16 protein-coding genes and 1 pseudogene are annotated in these 14,891 nt (G+C 71.6%); 11 read left to right on the top strand and 6 right to left on the bottom strand.

Annotation, left to right across the window (positions count from 1 at the left end):
* Window positions 1-86 precede the first annotated feature (86 nt).
* The gene (locus ACIPWY_RS20100) at window positions 87-1,316 is read left to right on the top strand and encodes an MFS transporter (RefSeq protein WP_401534151.1); all 1,230 of its coding nucleotides are present in this window, start codon (window positions 87-89) and stop codon (window positions 1,314-1,316) included.
* A gap of 98 nt (window positions 1,317-1,414) precedes the next feature.
* Window positions 1,415-1,846: a VOC family protein gene (locus ACIPWY_RS20105; RefSeq protein ID WP_393700938.1), complete on the top strand. Its 432-nt coding sequence runs from the start codon at window positions 1,415-1,417 to the stop codon at window positions 1,844-1,846.
* A 5-nt stretch (window positions 1,847-1,851) separates the two neighbouring features.
* Here the strand turns inward: ACIPWY_RS20105 and ACIPWY_RS20110 are convergent, their stop codons facing one another.
* Window positions 1,852-2,124 carry a hypothetical protein gene (locus tag ACIPWY_RS20110; protein ID WP_362903069.1) on the bottom strand — a complete coding sequence of 91 codons (273 nt, stop codon included), beginning with the start codon at window positions 2,122-2,124 and terminating at the stop codon, window positions 1,852-1,854.
* Window positions 2,125-2,262: 138 nt separating this feature from the next.
* Entirely contained in the window at window positions 2,263-2,406 is a 144-nt protein-coding gene (locus ACIPWY_RS20115) for a 50S ribosomal protein bL37 (protein ID WP_362903071.1), read from the bottom strand.
* 202 nt (window positions 2,407-2,608) lie between these two features.
* Here ACIPWY_RS20115 and ACIPWY_RS20120 point away from each other — a divergent pair, with 202 nt between their 5' ends.
* From ACIPWY_RS20120 to ACIPWY_RS20135, 4 genes are all read left to right on the top strand, one after another.
* Entirely contained in the window at window positions 2,609-3,178 is a 570-nt protein-coding gene (locus ACIPWY_RS20120; protein WP_362903072.1) for a TetR/AcrR family transcriptional regulator, read from the top strand.
* Between the two features lie 79 nt (window positions 3,179-3,257).
* A complete protein-coding gene (locus ACIPWY_RS20125) occupies window positions 3,258-4,454 on the top strand; it encodes a GDSL-type esterase/lipase family protein (RefSeq protein WP_393700943.1) in 1,197 nt (398 codons plus the stop codon).
* A gap of 86 nt (window positions 4,455-4,540) precedes the next feature.
* Window positions 4,541-4,741 carry a hypothetical protein gene (locus ACIPWY_RS20130; protein WP_362903075.1) on the top strand — a complete coding sequence of 67 codons (201 nt, stop codon included), beginning with the start codon at window positions 4,541-4,543 and terminating at the stop codon, window positions 4,739-4,741.
* Between the two features lie 607 nt (window positions 4,742-5,348).
* A complete protein-coding gene (locus ACIPWY_RS20135; RefSeq protein ID WP_401534156.1) occupies window positions 5,349-6,980 on the top strand; it encodes a PucR family transcriptional regulator in 1,632 nt (543 codons plus the stop codon).
* Here ACIPWY_RS20135 and ACIPWY_RS20140 read toward each other — a convergent pair.
* Together ACIPWY_RS20140 and ACIPWY_RS20145 are read right to left on the bottom strand one after the other, a co-directional pair.
* On the bottom strand, window positions 6,934-7,332 hold the full coding sequence (locus ACIPWY_RS20140; protein ID WP_401534158.1) for a molybdopterin-binding protein: 399 nt from the start codon (window positions 7,330-7,332) through the stop codon (window positions 6,934-6,936). The two genes, ACIPWY_RS20135 and ACIPWY_RS20140, sit on opposite strands and share 47 nt — an antisense overlap.
* Before the next feature lie 48 nt (window positions 7,333-7,380).
* Window positions 7,381-7,992 carry a helix-turn-helix domain-containing protein gene (locus ACIPWY_RS20145; RefSeq protein WP_393700947.1) on the bottom strand — a complete coding sequence of 204 codons (612 nt, stop codon included), beginning with the start codon at window positions 7,990-7,992 and terminating at the stop codon, window positions 7,381-7,383.
* A gap of 77 nt (window positions 7,993-8,069) precedes the next feature.
* Between ACIPWY_RS20145 and ACIPWY_RS20150 the strand changes: the two genes are divergently transcribed.
* The 3 genes and pseudogenes from ACIPWY_RS20150 to ACIPWY_RS20160 form a co-directional block, all read left to right on the top strand.
* Complete coding sequence (locus ACIPWY_RS20150; RefSeq protein ID WP_401534162.1) at window positions 8,070-9,020, top strand: class I SAM-dependent methyltransferase; 951 nt, start codon at window positions 8,070-8,072, stop codon at window positions 9,018-9,020.
* Window positions 9,021-9,150: 130 nt separating this feature from the next.
* Entirely contained in the window at window positions 9,151-9,339 is a 189-nt protein-coding gene (locus tag ACIPWY_RS20155; protein WP_362903085.1) for a hypothetical protein, read from the top strand.
* Window positions 9,340-9,556: 217 nt separating this feature from the next.
* Window positions 9,557-9,691 (top strand): annotated as a pseudogene (locus tag ACIPWY_RS20160) (GNAT family N-acetyltransferase); the annotation flags it as partial.
* Between the two features lie 86 nt (window positions 9,692-9,777).
* Here ACIPWY_RS20160 and ACIPWY_RS20165 read toward each other — a convergent pair.
* Complete coding sequence (locus tag ACIPWY_RS20165; protein WP_362903087.1) at window positions 9,778-10,068, bottom strand: hypothetical protein; 291 nt, start codon at window positions 10,066-10,068, stop codon at window positions 9,778-9,780.
* A 344-nt stretch (window positions 10,069-10,412) separates the two neighbouring features.
* On the opposite strand from ACIPWY_RS20165, the gene ACIPWY_RS20170 reads away from it, so the two are divergent.
* On the top strand, window positions 10,413-11,888 hold the full coding sequence (locus ACIPWY_RS20170; RefSeq protein ID WP_362903089.1) for an APC family permease: 1,476 nt from the start codon (window positions 10,413-10,415) through the stop codon (window positions 11,886-11,888).
* Here the strand turns inward: ACIPWY_RS20170 and ACIPWY_RS20175 are convergent.
* Window positions 11,869-13,452, bottom strand: coding sequence for a PucR family transcriptional regulator (locus ACIPWY_RS20175; protein WP_401534165.1), 1,584 nt, complete (start codon window positions 13,450-13,452; stop codon window positions 11,869-11,871). The two genes, ACIPWY_RS20170 and ACIPWY_RS20175, sit on opposite strands and share 20 nt — an antisense overlap.
* A 93-nt stretch (window positions 13,453-13,545) precedes the next feature.
* Between ACIPWY_RS20175 and lysA the strand changes: the two genes are divergently transcribed.
* On the top strand, window positions 13,546-14,820 hold the full coding sequence (gene lysA / locus ACIPWY_RS20180; protein ID WP_401534167.1) for a diaminopimelate decarboxylase: 1,275 nt from the start codon (window positions 13,546-13,548) through the stop codon (window positions 14,818-14,820).
* Window positions 14,821-14,891: the final 71 nt, after the last annotated feature.

The following is a 14,891-nucleotide window of genomic DNA, read 5'->3' on the forward strand; positions in this document are numbered from 1 at the left end:
CACGCAGTGCGCCTGCTAAATGGCCCAAGTACAAGGCCCGGAATTGCCCCACATGGATGGGCCGATACGTGCGTACCGTCATTGGCATGCCGAACCTGCTGCCGCCCGCCGGCCCTCAACGCACCCTCGCCCTGGCCCAGTTGAGCAATTCGCTGGGCGACGGCGCGTACTACGTCACCTCGGCGCTCTACTTCACCCACGTCGTGGGCCTCGCGCCCGCCAGGATCGGCCTCGGTCTCACCGTCGCCTGGGCGGCCGGCTCCGTCGTCGGGGTGCCGCTCGGCCGGATCGCGGACCGCCGGGGCCCCCGGGGGACGGCGGTCCTGCTCGCCCTCGCGACCGGCGCGGCGGTCGCCTCCTTCCTGGTCGTACGCGATTTCCTCCCCTTCCTCGTGGCCGCCTGCCTCTACGCGAGTGCACAGTCGGGACTCGCGGCCGCACGCCAGGCGCTGCTCGCCGGTCTGGTGGCCAAGGAGGACCGCACTGGTGCGCTCGCCCACCTGCAGTCGACCCTCAACGCGGGTCTCGCGGTGGGCGCGGCGCTCGGCGGCCTCGCCCTGTCCGCCGGGACGAGGTCCGCGTATCTCGCGGTCTTCGCGATCGACGCCCTGAGTTTCGTCCTGTGCGCGCTCGTCCTGCTGCGGCTCCCGCGCGTCGCACCGGCCCCGGCCGTCCGGGGCGCGCGGCTCGAAGTCCTGCGGGACCGGCCCTACGCCGCCGTGACGCTCCTCAACACCGCCCTTCTTCTGCGGATGCCGCTGCTCAGCCTCGGGCTCCCGCTGTGGATCAACGAGCGCACCGAAGCCCCCACGTGGCTCGTCTCCGCCCTCTTCATCCTCAACACCGGCGCCGTGATGCTCTTCCAGGTCCGCACGGCCCGCTCGGTCTCCGGCCTCCCCACGGCGGCCCGCGCCATCCGCCGGTCAGGCGTGCTGATGCTCCTGGCCTGCGGTGTCTTCGCCGCCTCGGCCTCCGGATCGGTCTGGGCCGCGGTCGCCGCGCTGGTCGGGGGATCGGTGCTTTTGGTCGCCGCCGAGATGCTCCAGTCGGCCGGATCCTGGCAGCTCGGCTTCGACCTGGCCCCGGCCGGACGCATCGGCGAGTACCAGGGCTTCTTCGGTACGGGCGTCACGGTCGCCCGCACACTGGGCCCGCTGCTGCTCACCGCGCTGCTGCTGGGAATGGGCACGCCGGGCTGGCTGCTGCTCGGCGGTCTGGTCCTGGCGGCCTCGTACGCGCTGGGGCCCGTGTCGCGGTGGGCGGCGAAAACGCGCCAGGATCCGACGCCCGTACGGATCGCGGCCTCGCCGGCGTGACGTCGACGCTGCGGACGGGTACGCCAAGGTCGTCCGACGCGGCAAGCTCTGCTGACGCCTCGTCACCGCACAGTCTCCCGGAAGGAGACCGCCTCACCATGACCGAACCCGACTCGCCGATCCCGCGGTTCCACCTGGCCATGCCCGTGGACGACCTGGCCGCCGCCCGGTACTTCTACGGTGAGGTGCTCGGCCTTGCGCAGGGCAGGAGTGCCGGCACATGGGTGGACTGGAACCTGCACGGCCACCAGTTCGTCACCCACCTCGCCCCCACCCGCGCCCAGCACATCCACAACCCTGTCGACGGGCACGACGTGCCCGTCCCGCACTTCGGCCTGATCCTCACGATCCCGGCGTTCCAGGAGCTCGCCGACCGGCTCCGCGCCGCAGACGCGAAGTTCGTCATCGAGCCCTATGTCCGCTTCGCGGGCGAGCCCGGCGAGCAGTGGACGATGTTCCTCCTCGACCCGGCGGGCAACGCCCTGGAGTTCAAGGCGTTCGCCGACGACGCGCAGGTCTTCGCCACCTGACCGGGCTATCCGGCGCCGCCACCCGCCTTCGCCTTCACGTCCGCCTCGACGTCGTTCCTGGCGAGGCCCTCGTCCTTGGCGTACTCGGTGACGGCCTGCTGTACATCGCGGGCCAGGTCCCGCCACGCGCGCCAGGCCGTCTCGTAGGTCTGCGTCTGCGACTCGCTCAACGGCTCGAGCCCCGGTGGTCCATAGCCGTCCCGCAGTCTCAGGACCTCGTGGTGTGCCGCGTTCGCGGCCTGCTGTCTCTCGACGAGTTCGTCGAAGGTGTGTGCCACGCAGCGGATCCTAGGTCGCCGTCGAGACGATCCCGGTCAGCGCTCGCGCGGGTGAACACGAATGCCGGAGGAGTGTGAGCGAAACGGGTCAGGGGCGGCGCCGTCCGGCACCGCCCCTGATCTGTCCGGCGAGTTCCCTCAGGACTGGGGGCGCTTGCCGTGGTTCGCGGCGTGCTTGCGGCGGGCCTTCTTCTTGCGTCGTCGCTTCGAGGACATTGCTACCTCCCAGGTGTCGCTGTTCTTCGGTCCTGCCTGGATGAGCGTGCCCACCCAGACGATCATCCGGCCGCCTACCCAAGGACGCGACCGGTAATGACCTCGCCCATGCCACCACTCCAGGCCCCGATCGACCCGGCGACGCGCCGCTGAAGCGATCCGCCTGCGGGCTGCTCCCGCCCTGGGACGTCGACCCTAAGGTGATTAAGAAGTTGCCTAAATGTATTAGGAAACTGCATAATCGATTTCGTTGATTGGGGTGGACGTCATGGTTCGTGCGGGGTTGACCAGGGAGCGCCTGATCCGGGCGGGCGCCGAGCTGGCCGACGAGGTCGGGTTCGACAAGGTGACCGTCTCGGAGCTCGCGAGACAGTTCGACGTCAAGGTCGCGAGCCTGTACTCGCACCTGAAGAACTCCCAGGAACTCAAGACCGGCATCGCGCTGCTCGCCCTGGAGGAGCTGGCCGACAGGGGTGCCGCGGCACTGGCCGGGCGCGCGGGCAAGGACGCCCTCGCCGCCTTCGCGAACGTCTACCGCGACTACGCCAGGGAACACCCCGGTCGCTACGCGGCAGCCCAGCTGCGGCTCGACCCGGAGACAGCGGCCGCCGGTGCCGGCGTCAGGCACGCGCAGATGACGCGGGCGATTCTGCGTGGCTACGACCTCACGGAACCGGACCAGACCCACGCGGTCCGTCTCCTGGGCAGCGTCTTCCACGGCTACGTCAGCCTGGAGATGCAGGGAGGGTTCAGTCACAGCGCCCCCGACTCGCAGGAAAGCTGGTCGCGGATCCTCGACTCCCTCGACGCCACGCTGCGGAACTGGCCCGCACCCTGACCACGGTCGAACGCGCCACACGGCTCGGGCCGGATGGCCCGGACCCTCCAGACACATTGATCAACAGGTTGAGGCAGCAATGCACATGAACGACAACTGGACCACCACACCCGTCACTGCTGACCTCGTGCGCGGCGCCTGCGAGCTGGAGCGCACCGAGCACGGCGTCCTCCCGCACCGGCTGCCCGCGCGGGCGCGCGCACAGTGGTCCGACGGTCAACTGGCCATGGCGGAGTCCCAGCCCTCCGGCGTGCGGCTGGTGTTCCGTACCCGGGCCACCGTCATCGAGCTGGACGCGCTCCGGACCAAGATGGCCTACAAGGGTGCGCCGCCCGGTCCGGACGGCGTGTACGACCTGCTGGTCGACGGCCGCCTGGCCGCGCAGGCCGGCGTGACCGGCGGCAACGTACAGATGATGGACATGACCACCGGCACCAGGGAGACCCGGCCCGGCCCCGTCGGCAGCGTCCGGTTCACCGGCCTGCCCGACCGGCTGAAGGACGTCGAGATCTGGCTGCCGTACAACGAGATCACCGAGCTGGTCACACTGCGCACCGACGCCCCGGTCGAGTCCGCACCGGACAGCGGACGCAAGGTGTGGCTGCATCACGGCAGTTCGATCAGTCACGGCTCGGACGCCGCGAGCCCCACCACGACCTGGCCTGCGCTGGCAGCGTCCCTCGGTGGCGTGGACCTGATGAACCTCGGCCTGGGCGGCAGCGCCCTGCTCGACCCGTTCACCGCGCGGGCCATGAGGGACACCCCCGCGGACCTGATCAGCGTCAAGATCGGCATCAACATTGTCAACGCCGACCTGATGCGTGTGCGCGCCTTCGCCCCGGCGGTGCACGGTTTCCTCGACGCGATCCGCGAGGGACACCCGACCGTGCCGCTGCTGGTCGTGTCACCGATCTACTGCGCCATCCACGAGGACACTCCGGGACCCTGCGCCCCGGACTTCAGCAACCTCGGCGAGGGCAGGCTCCAGTTCGTGGCCCTCGGTGACCCGGCGGAGCGGGCGGCCGGGAAGCTGACGCTCAACGTGATCCGGGACGAGCTGGCGCGTCTTGTGAAGCAGCGGTCGGCGGACGACGCGAACCTGTACTACCTCGACGGCCGCGACCTCTACGGCGAGGCGGACTTCGCCGAGCGGCCGCTGCCGGATCAGCTCCACCCGGACGCCGCGACCCAGCGCCGGATCGGCGAACGCTTCAACGCGCTGGCCTTCGGTACGGACGGGCCGCTCGCCTTCGCGGCGACCGGGGGGCGCCCCTGAGGCTCAGCCCTGCCAGGGGCGTGAGGTGGCGTGAGACGGCCCGTGGCCTGCGGTTATGCTGGGCCGTCTCGGAGGGGGAGGACGATGTGACGGCTGTGCGAATGATCACTGTGGTGGCGGTGACCTCGGTTGTTCTGACCGTGCTGTTCCTCGCGCCGGCGGCGCTTCCGGACACGTGGCAGCACGTCATCTACTCGCCTGCCAGTGTCGGCCTGTGGATCCTCACCATGCTGTTCGGGCCCGCGATCATGGTCGTCCTGAAGTGGAACTGGATCAGGCACGGCTGACCGGGCCGGCGGGATGGTTCGCTGATGTGTGGCCGATCGCGGACGGCCGCCGACGCCTCATCCGGACGGCCTCCGTGACAGGAGGGACCGGGCGGGAGCGGGCGGGGGCGTGCCTGTGCGCTCGGCGCGGACTCTCGCGTCGACGGCGCGCACCTGGATCACGTATCGCCTCACTTTGCTCCCGTGGTCGGACCGGCACGTTCGATGGCCACGTGATGTGACCGCTGCCGGAACAGTCGGACGGTCCCGCTCCTGAGTGCGTCGTTGCACCTCAGGGGAGGGCCTGCCTCTACGGTGACGATCTAGCGGCCGGTTTTCACTACATGCCCGGGGTCGTTTGAGGGTCGTTTCTTTACGAGCGGAGGCGGGCGCCCCGTTTCCGCGTCGTGCTGACGGCGAGCGGACAGGTGTGAGGTGCGGCTGTCCGGACGGCTGGTTCGCAGCACGGAATCTCCAGCCCTGAAGGCCCTGCCCTTGGATGTTCAACCAAGGCGCATTTCGCTCGTTCGCTCTGGCATTTACGATGCGATGACTCGCACTCGCCTGGCGAATGTGAGAAAGGGGGCGCCGCTTTCTGCGCCCCCGGGTACACAGGGAGTCAGCGCACATGCACATCGAACATCTCCTGAGGGACGAGTCGCTCGGCCTGCGCCTGCTCTGGGCGGACGAACCGCACCTGCGGCAGGAGATCAGTGGCGTGACCGTCACCGACCTGGAGGACCCGGCCCGCTTCGTGCGGACGGCCGAGGTCGTACTCACCGGCCTGGTGTGGTGGACCGCGAGGAGCGGGCGGACCAAGGCGGACCGGTTCGTCTCCGCGCTGCGCACGGCGGGCGCGGCCGTGCTCCTCGCGGGGGAGGAGACGCACGGCGCCGTCCCCGACGACCTCGTCGACGCGTGCCGCCGCCACGGGCTCCCCATCGCGGCGGTCCCGGCGCACATCATGTTCCGGGCCATCACCGACACGGTCTATCTCCAGCAGTGGGGCGAGCTCAGCCGCCACCACGCCCTGCCCGAGAACGTGCGCGTCACGCTGAGCCGGCTCCTGGCGCAGGATGCGGACCCGGCCGCGATCGTCGACGCCGCGTTCGCCCACCTCGACGGGCCGGTCGCGCACGTCCTCACTGCGACGGGACGCACCGTGGCCGCCACCGCCGCCGCGGCCGACCTCCCGACACGGGACGCCGCCGCCCTGATCACGACGGGCACGGCCCCACCACGGAGGAACAGTCGCAACTCCTCGGGAGCCGGCCTCGGTCCGGGGCTCGGCCGCGCGTCCGTCACCCTGCCCGTCCAGGCCGACACCGACGCGGTCTCGCCCTACGAACGCTGGTATCTGCACGTCCCCGACCCTGACGGCGCCCCGCCGCGCATGCTGCACGAGATCGCGGAGGTCCTCGGCCGATGCCAGGAGATCCGGGCCCGCAGCCGGGCCGACGAGGACCGTGCGGTGCGCGAACTCGGCGCGCTGCTCACCGCGCCCGACACCGACGAGGCCGTCCTCGAAGCAGCGCTCCGAGGCTGCGGGCTCCCCGAGGAAGGCCCGTACCGCGTGGTCGTCGCCGAAGTCGGCTCGGGGCGTGAGGACTCGGCGCAGGGCGCGCTGACCGAGGCGGCCGCCCATGTCCAGGACACCGCCGCCGCCGTGGGACGGCTCCCCGACGGCACCGCGTTCGCCGTCGTCGCCGGGGCGGACGCCGTGGGCGAAACGCTGGCCGACGCATGGCCGTTGCTCGCGGCCTGCGACCCGTCCGACCCGCTGCACGCGGGCATCGCCTCCCCGGCAGCCGCGCCCCGGAACCTGAACGGGGCACTGCCCGAAGCCCGTTACGCCCTGACCTCGTCCCGCGCGACCACGCCCAGGGCCTCACGCCTGACCGACGCGGCCTCGCTCACCGGCCTCGAAACGCTGCTCACGGGCGTTCCCGCCGAGGTGCGCGCCGCGTTCGGCCGCACCGTCCTGGGCCCGTTGCTCGACGAGACGAACGCGTCCTCGGCCGCGCTCCTGCAGACCCTGGAGACGTTCCTCGCCTGCGACGGCTCATGGGCGCGCACCGCGGAGGCACTGCATCTGCACGTCAACACCGTCCACTACCGCGTCCAGCGCATCGAGCACTTCACCGGCCGGGACCTCTCCCGGCTGTACGACCGCGCCGACCTCTGGGCCGCGCTGCTGAGCCGCGAGAGCCCGGCTACGAACGGTCGAGGTGCACGCTCGTCGACTTCACGCGCGCGGTGACGGTGACCCCGACGGCGAGGCCCAACTCCTCGACGGCCTCGCGCGTCACCATCGACACCATCCGGTGCGGTCCGGACTGGATCTCCACCTGCGCCACGACGTCGTCGGTCTTGAGAGCCGTCACGATCCCCGTGAACGAGTTGCGCACCGACGTGCGCGGAGCCCCGGCCGCGCCCCGATCGGCCTGCGCGGCCCGGCTCCTGGCGAACCGCGCGAGACCGACGCCGTCGATGACACGGTTGCCCGTACCGTCCCGCCCCATCGTCAGCCGCCCGCTGTCGGCCCACCGACGCACGGTCTCCCCACTCACCCCGAGCAGGCGCGCGGCCTGGCCAATGCTGTACGACGACACATCGGAACCTTAACCGTGCCGGTCGCCGGGCCTTCCGCGGGAGGCGGCTCACCTGTGGGGCTTGGCGCGGACGTGCATGCGTTCCCCCTGCCTCCCGAAGAGGCTGAGGAGTTCGACGGGCCGGCCGTCCGCGCTGCTGAACCAGTGAGGGACCCGGGTGTCGAACTCGGCTGCCTCGCCCGGGCCGAGGACCAGATCGTGCTCCGCGAGGACGAGCCGCAGCCGGCCGTCCAGCACATACAGCCACTCGTAGCCCTCATGCGTACGCAGTTCCGGCTCGGGGCCCCGGTCGGTGATGACCATCTTGTACGCCTGAAGAGGGCCGGGAGACCGGGACAGCGGGACGAACGTGCCGCCGCTCGGCATCGGACGGGGCGTCAGCCGGACCCGGGGATCTCCCACCTCGGGAGCGCCGACCAGCTCGTCCAGGGGCACGCCGTACGCACCGGCCAGTGGCAGCAGCAGTTCGAGACTCGGACGGCGCTGCCCTGACTCGAGGCGGGAGAGCGTGCTCTTGGAGATGCCGGTGACTTCCGAGAGCGCCGCCAGGGTGAGACCGCGCCGGTCCCGAAGCCGTCTCAGCCGCGGGGCGACCTCGTCGAGGACCGCTTGATAAGGCGCCGGCTTGTCCACGTCGTCCACGTCATCCACATCGTCCATGCGGGCATTCCACCCGGCCGTCCCGAAAACGGCAACACAGATTGCCGTTCGTGCCCGACGGGTGCACGCTCCCAGCCATGAGCACACACACGCAGAGCCACGGACACCAGCACCGGCATGACCACGGTTCCGGCAGCACCGACTCCGACAGCACCGACATCGACTGGGAGGCCATGGCCGACACCCTGGAGAACAACGGCGATCTGCACCTGCCGACCCTGCAGCAGACGGCGACCCGCCTGGCTGAACTGCTCGGCCCGGACAAGCAGGTCCGCCGCATCCTCGACATCGGCAGTGGGCCCGGGGTGATGACCTGCGTGCTCGCCGAGGCGTTCCCGGACGCCCAAGTCGTCGCGGTGGACGGCGCGCCCGCGCTGCTCGACCGCGCGCTGGCCCGCGCCGAGCGCCTCGGACTCGATGGCCGAGTGGCGATCCGGCACGCGGAGCTGCCGGGCGACCTGGAAGGCGGCGACGGTCAGGCGGGCGGCGGTCTCGGCGAGGCCGATCTGATCTGGAGCAGCAAGGCCGTGCACCACGTCGGCGATCAGCAGGGAGTCCTGGACGCGCTCGCCGGCGCGCTGCGGCCCGGCGGCATGCTCGCGGTCGCCGAGGGCGGACTGCCGATGCGCTTCCTCCCCCGCGACATCGGCATCGGCACGCCGGGCCTCCAGGCGCGGCTCGACGCGATGCAGGAGTTCTGGTTCGAGCGGATGCGCTGCGAGCTGCCGGGCAGCACCAGCACGGTCGAGGACTGGCCCGCGATGCTCGGCCAGGCAGGACTCACGGATGTCGGCAGCTTCACGTACCTGCTCGACCTGCCGGCGCCCCTGGGTGAGACGGCCCGCACCTTCGTGTGCAACCAACTGGCCCGGCTGCGCGACGTGATGAGCGAGTCGCTGGAGGCCGACGACCGCAAGACGCTAGACGTCCTGCTCGACGACACGGCGCCGAACGGCATCCTGCGACGCCCCGACGCGTTCGTGCTCTCGGCCACCACCGTCATCGCAGGCGTGCGCCGCGCGTCCTGACGGCCGACGGACGCGGTGCTCCGTCTGCGTGGAACGTGGGAGCTCGTTTGTGTGAAGCACCTGTGTGGCTGGCGTGATCCGGGTTCCCGGCTGTGCTTACCGTGGCCCCTCGTCGAGGGTTGGAGCGCGCATGCCCGAGCAGGAACTTGAACTTGAAGTGGAGCAGCGGCGGGAACCGTCCGTGCCGTTGGGCGTCGGGGTGCGGCGGGCGACGCTGGACGACGGTCGCGTGGTGACCATCGTGTGCGAGGCGGGGCTGCCCCAGAACGAGGTGAACGCCATCGCCGCCAAGGTGGCCGAGTCGAGCCTGAGGCGGTGACACGCCGACGCCGCAACGCCCTCGGAGCGGGAGCGTTGCGGCGTGCCCGGCGGAGGCATGTGAGCGCTCGGCGTCGGAGCAGGGCGCAGGCGAAGTCCTCCTGGTCGCCCAGTCCGACGAGGGCGAAGTGGTGGGCTACACGTTCTGCCGCGTCGAGAGATGAGAGGGATTCCTGGTCCCCCTGCCCGCCGCGCTGGTCTCCAGGGAGCACCTGTCCGTGGACCCCGCCGGCGCTCGGGGCGGGGTCGGCGCGGCGCTCGCGGAAGCCGTCCGTGACGTGGGACGCCGAGCCGGATGCCGGCGCCTGGTCGCGAGCGTATGGGAGTTCAACACCGCGGCACGAGCGTTCTACGAGGCCATCGGGCCGCGGCTGATGCAGGTGCGGATGGACCAGCCGCCGCAAGGCGCACGCGGGCGGGGACAGGCCGGTGCCTCACGTCACCCGAGCAGGGCGGCGGGGCGGGACACGAGCCACCTCTGGACGGCGAGCGCGACGGTGTCGTCGAGGGCGCTGAGCGCGTCGATGGCTTCCATGTCGTCGGGGTGGGGCGGGATCCCGGCGGTGGTGAGCGTGGCGTTCAGGCTGAGGCGGTGCCGGTCACGGGAGGTCAGGCACGTGCGGGTCGGCGGAGTCAGGTCCAGGCGCTGCCCCGGGTCGGGCAGCGGGAGCAGGAAGTCGGCGCCCGCGTTCAGGTCGGGGGTCGGCAGGACGGTGGCAGGAGAGTTCATGGCACTTCCTCACGACGGTCGGACAGTGTCGGTCTGTGTCGGTCAGGAGGCTGCCGGGCCACCGGTTGGTTGCGTCCTGTCCCCCAGAGCACCCGAACGCCGTAATAGCAACACAAAGGCGGACATCAACCGCCAATCGGAGAAGGCGTTTTCACCTGCGCATTCACCCGTGCTGCCACCTGCGCCTCCGGCGATACGACGCATGGTTCGCGCACCTGTCGCATCGGCCAAAGCGTTCCGCGGCTCTTGCACGGATCCGACGTTGAGTGCGTGGTCCGGGTGCCGCAGCATCCCCCGCAGCCCCTCGCGATCCACCGCGGGGTGCGGGACACCCAGGAGGACGCATGCGCGTGACGGTCCGTCAACTGTGCCGCCGTAAGCCGCTGGAGAGCATGATCGGCGAGGCGGAGGGCGAGGCCTCCGGGCCGGGCGGTCTGCGGCGCAGCATGGGGCTGACGCAGCTGACCCTGCTGGGGATCAGTTCCGTCGTCGGCACCGGCATCTTCTTCGTACTCGGCACCGCGGTCCCCAAGGCGGGACCGGGCGTGGTGCTCTCCTTCGTGGTCGCGGCGGTCGTCGCGGGACTCGCGGCGCTCTGTTACGTCGAACTGGCCGGCGCGATCCCGGTGGCGGGCAGCACGTACTCGTACACCTACGCGTCCCTCGGCGAAGGGGCGGCGTATCTGGTCGCCTGGTGTCTGATCCTCGAGTACGGCGTCGCGGTCTCCACCGTGGCGGTGAGCTGGGGGCAGTACCTCAACGAACTCACCGACGCGCTCTTCGGGTTCACGCTGCCCGACGCGATCAGCGGGCCGCCCGGGGCCGGGGGAGTGGTGAACATCCCCGCGCTCGTCGTGGTGCTGCTCTGTTCCCTGCTCCTTGCACGCGGCACGCGCGAGTCCGCACGGCTCAACGCCGTCATGGTCTGTATCAAGCTGAGCGTCCTCGTGCTGTTCGTCGCCGTGGCGTTCACCGCGTTCAGCGCCGGTCATTTCTCCGACTTCGCACCGCACGGCGCATCCGGCGTCGGGGCCGCCGCCTCCGCCGTCTTCTTCTCCTACGTCGGCTTCGACACCGTCGCCACGGCGAGCGAGGAGGTCCGCAACCCGCGGCGCACCATCCCGCTCGCGCTGCTCCTGACGCTCGGCGCGGTCACGGTGCTGTACATCCTGGTGTCGCTCGCGGCGGTCGGCGCACAGCCCACCGGCCGGTTCGGTGCGCAGGCCGACGCGGGTGAGGCGGTCCTCGCCGAGATCCTGCGCGACGTCACGGGCGCCGGGTGGCCCGTCGTACTGCTGTCGGCCGGTGCCGTGGTGTCCATCTTCAGCGTGGTGCTGGTGACCCTGTACGGGCAGACGCGCATCCTCTTCTCCATGGCCCGCGACGGGCTCGTCCCCGAGATCTTCCGCCGGGTCGACCGCAAGCGGCACACACCGGTGGGCAACACGTGGATCGTGGGCGCCGGCGTCGGAGCGCTGGCCGCGTTCGTGCCGTTGCAGTACCTGGCCGACCTGACCAGCATGGGCACCCTCGTCGCGTTCGTGGCCGTGGCGGCGGCCGTCATCGTCCTGCGCCGCATCGCCCCCGGCGCGCCGCGGCCGTACAAGGTGCCCTGCTATCCGGTGGTGCCGCTCGTGTCCGCGGCGTCCTGCCTCTACCTCGCGTGGCTGCTGCCGGGTGTCACATGGGTGCTGTTCGGCGTGTGGCTGGTGCTCGCGGCGGTGCTCTACCTGGTGTTCGGCCGCCGCCACTCCGCCTTGCGTGGGCGGGGCGTTTCAGCGGAGGAGGCCGTCGCGACAACTACCGCTGCGCGAGCCTGAGTTCGAGCCACGCGGCCAGCCGCACCTCGTGGTCGTCGAGGTCGAGGCCGAAGAGTTCGCGTACGCGCCGGAGCCGGTAGCGCAGGGTGTTGGGATGCACCCGCAGACCGGCGGCGGCGCCCGCGACGTCGCCGGTCGCGTCCAGCCAGGCCGTGACCGTCGCCGCGTAGTCGGTCCCCTGCTCCGCGTCGTGCGCCAGCAGCGCGGCGACCCCGGGAAGCCGCAGCCACGGCTCCCGACGCAGTTCGTCGCCGAGCCGGTTCAGCAGGACGACATGCCGTACGTCCTCCGCGGTGGCCGTGGGGCCGTCGGCGCCGCCGTCACCGGTGGCCCGGAGAATGTCGTCCGCCTCGCGGCGCAGCGCACCGGCCCGCAGCAGATCCGGGTACTCCCGCGTCACCACGGCCCGCACCGGCGTACCGAGAGCAGCCCGTACGGTCCCCAGCGCACCGTCCGCGAACCGCCGCGCGGCAGCGGGCGAGCGCGCGGTCAGCAGCACGTACACCGCACGTGCCGATGCCGTCACCGTCGCCGACGGCAGGTGTGCCGCGCAGTGCCGGACCAGCGACGACTCCAGGTGGGCGATGAGGGCGACGCCCTCGTCCGGGGCGAACGCGGCCAGACACACCTTCTGCCCCTGGCCGACGCCGAGCCGCGCGGCGGCCTCCTCGGCCGGCGGCCCGTACCCGTCGAGCAGCGCGCGCAGGGTGTCGCGGCGCATGCGCTGCTCGGCCTCGGTCGCGTTCAGCGCGCGCAGCAGATGCGGGGCCGCCAGCCGCGCCGCGTCCCGTAGCGCCGACTCGGCCCGTACCGACAGGCCGTCCTCCGGCTCGATCGCCCACAGCGTCCCCAGCGGCAGCGTCCCCGCCCGCACGGCGACCGCCGCCCGCGCCAGTTCGTCACGAGCCCGGGGAAAGCGCACCACGCCCTCGGCCGCCAGCACGTCGCGGTACTGCTGCCGCTGGCCCGGATCGTCAGGGACCCGCCGCTCCAGGATGCCGCGTTCGCGCAGGCTGTCGATGCGCTGGCCCGGGACGTTCGAGTAGGCGACGACATGCTGGTCCAGGTCCTCGACCGCCACCGAGCCGCCCACCACCGCGGCCATCGCGTCGGCCAGCGAGAACAGCTCCTCGGTTCCGGCGGGAGCCGACGGGGACAGGTCACCCACTCCGTACGCCGCGAGCGCGCAGCCGATCTCCGCATCCACGTACCGCCACGGCATCGCGTCGTCGGCGGCAAGGACCGCCAGCGAGGACCGTTCGGCCTCGGCCGTCAGCCGATCCGCCTCCTGGCCGCGGGACTTGACGACCACCCCCGCGTAGCCCTGCCCTGCCGCACGCCGCAGCACCGTGTCCGTACGCGGATCGGCCACGTCCGCGCCGACGAGCAGCAGCAGCGCCGACGGAGCGGCGGGCAGCGGATCGCCAGGGTCGTGGATGACCGTGCCGCGCACCGGGACGTCGAGACCACCGGGCGCGGCGAGGACCCGGAGCGGGCCGGTGGAGCCGACCAGCAGGCGCAAGGAGCCCGCGGCCCGCCCGTCAGGGATTGTCCGATCAGACAACGGGGGCCTCGATTCCTGGGGCGGGACGCCGGTGAAGGCGACGGGGGAAGCCGTCAGGATAGGCCCATCGACCAGGGACAGGAGCCATCGCCCATGAGCGCCACGACCGCCACCTCGGACATCGTCGACCTCTTCCCGAAGGGGACAAAACTAGCCACCGACGGTGAGATCGTTGTCGGAGGGTGCCGCCTCGACGACCTCGCCGAGCGCTTCGGCACCCCCGCCGTCATCGTCGACGAGGGCGCTCTCAGGGCCCGCGCACGCGAGTACGTGGACGCACTGAAGCGTTATTGGCCGAACGGACAAGTGGTCTTCGCGTCGAAGTCCTTCCCGTGCACCGCCGTGGTCCGGGTGATGGTCGACGAAGGGCTCGGCGTGGACGTCGCCGGAGGCGGGGAACTCGTGGCCGCACTCGCCGCGGGCGCCGACCCGGCCCGGCTCGTCGTCCACGGCAACGCCAAGACCGATGAGGAACTCGGCATGGCCGTCGAGGCCGGAGCCGGCACGATCGTCATCGACAACTTCGACGACATCGACCGCCTGGAGAAGATCGTCTCGGACGAGCAGCGCGTCCTGGTCCGTGTCATCCCGGACGTCGAGGCCGACACCCACGAGGCGATGGCCACGGGCCACGCCGGTTCCAAGTTCGGCCTCTCCGTGCCCGACGCGGTGCGCGCCGCGGCCCGGCTGCGCGCGAGCGACCGGCTGCGCCTCGACGGCGTGCACGTCCACGTCGGCTCGCAGCTCCTCGACACCGCCCCGTTCGCCCGCGCCGTCGAGGCCATCGCCTCCCTCGGCGAGCTGGGCGAGCACGCCGTGTACGACCTCGGCGGCGGCCTGGGCGTCCGCTACACCTACGAGGACCGGGCGCCGACGGTCGACGAGTACGTACGGACCCTGACCGACGCCGCCCGCACCCACCTGCCCGCGAACGCCCGGCTGATCATCGAGCCGGGACGGTCCCTGGTCGCCGAGTCGGCGCTCACCCTGTACCGCGCGGTCACCGTCAAGCGGGGCCGTCCGCGTGCCCTCGTCGCCGTCGACGGCGGCATGGGCGACAACCTCGAACCGATGCTGTACGGCCAGCGATTCGAGGCGACCGTCACCTCCCGCGTCGGCGGCGGCGAGCCCTGCGACCTGGTCGGCCGCCACTGCGAGTCGGGCGACACCCTCATCCGCGACGTACCGCTGCGCGCCCCGGCCGTCGGTGACCTGATCGCGGTACCGGTCACCGGCGCGTACTGCTACTCGATCTCCAACAACTACAACGGCGCCCGCCGCCCCCCGGTCGTCTTCTGCCGCGACGGTGAGGCCCGCGCCGTGGTGCGCCGCGAGACGTACGAGGACCTGCTGCGCCGCGACCAGTGACGGCGTCCCCATAGAGGGGAGAGTGGTCATGGAGGGGAGGGGGGCACAGAGAGGCGGGCCGTCCGTGATGG

The organism is Streptomyces sp. NPDC090032 (assembly GCF_044748025.1).
GTDB lineage: Bacteria > Actinomycetota > Actinomycetes > Streptomycetales > Streptomycetaceae > Streptomyces.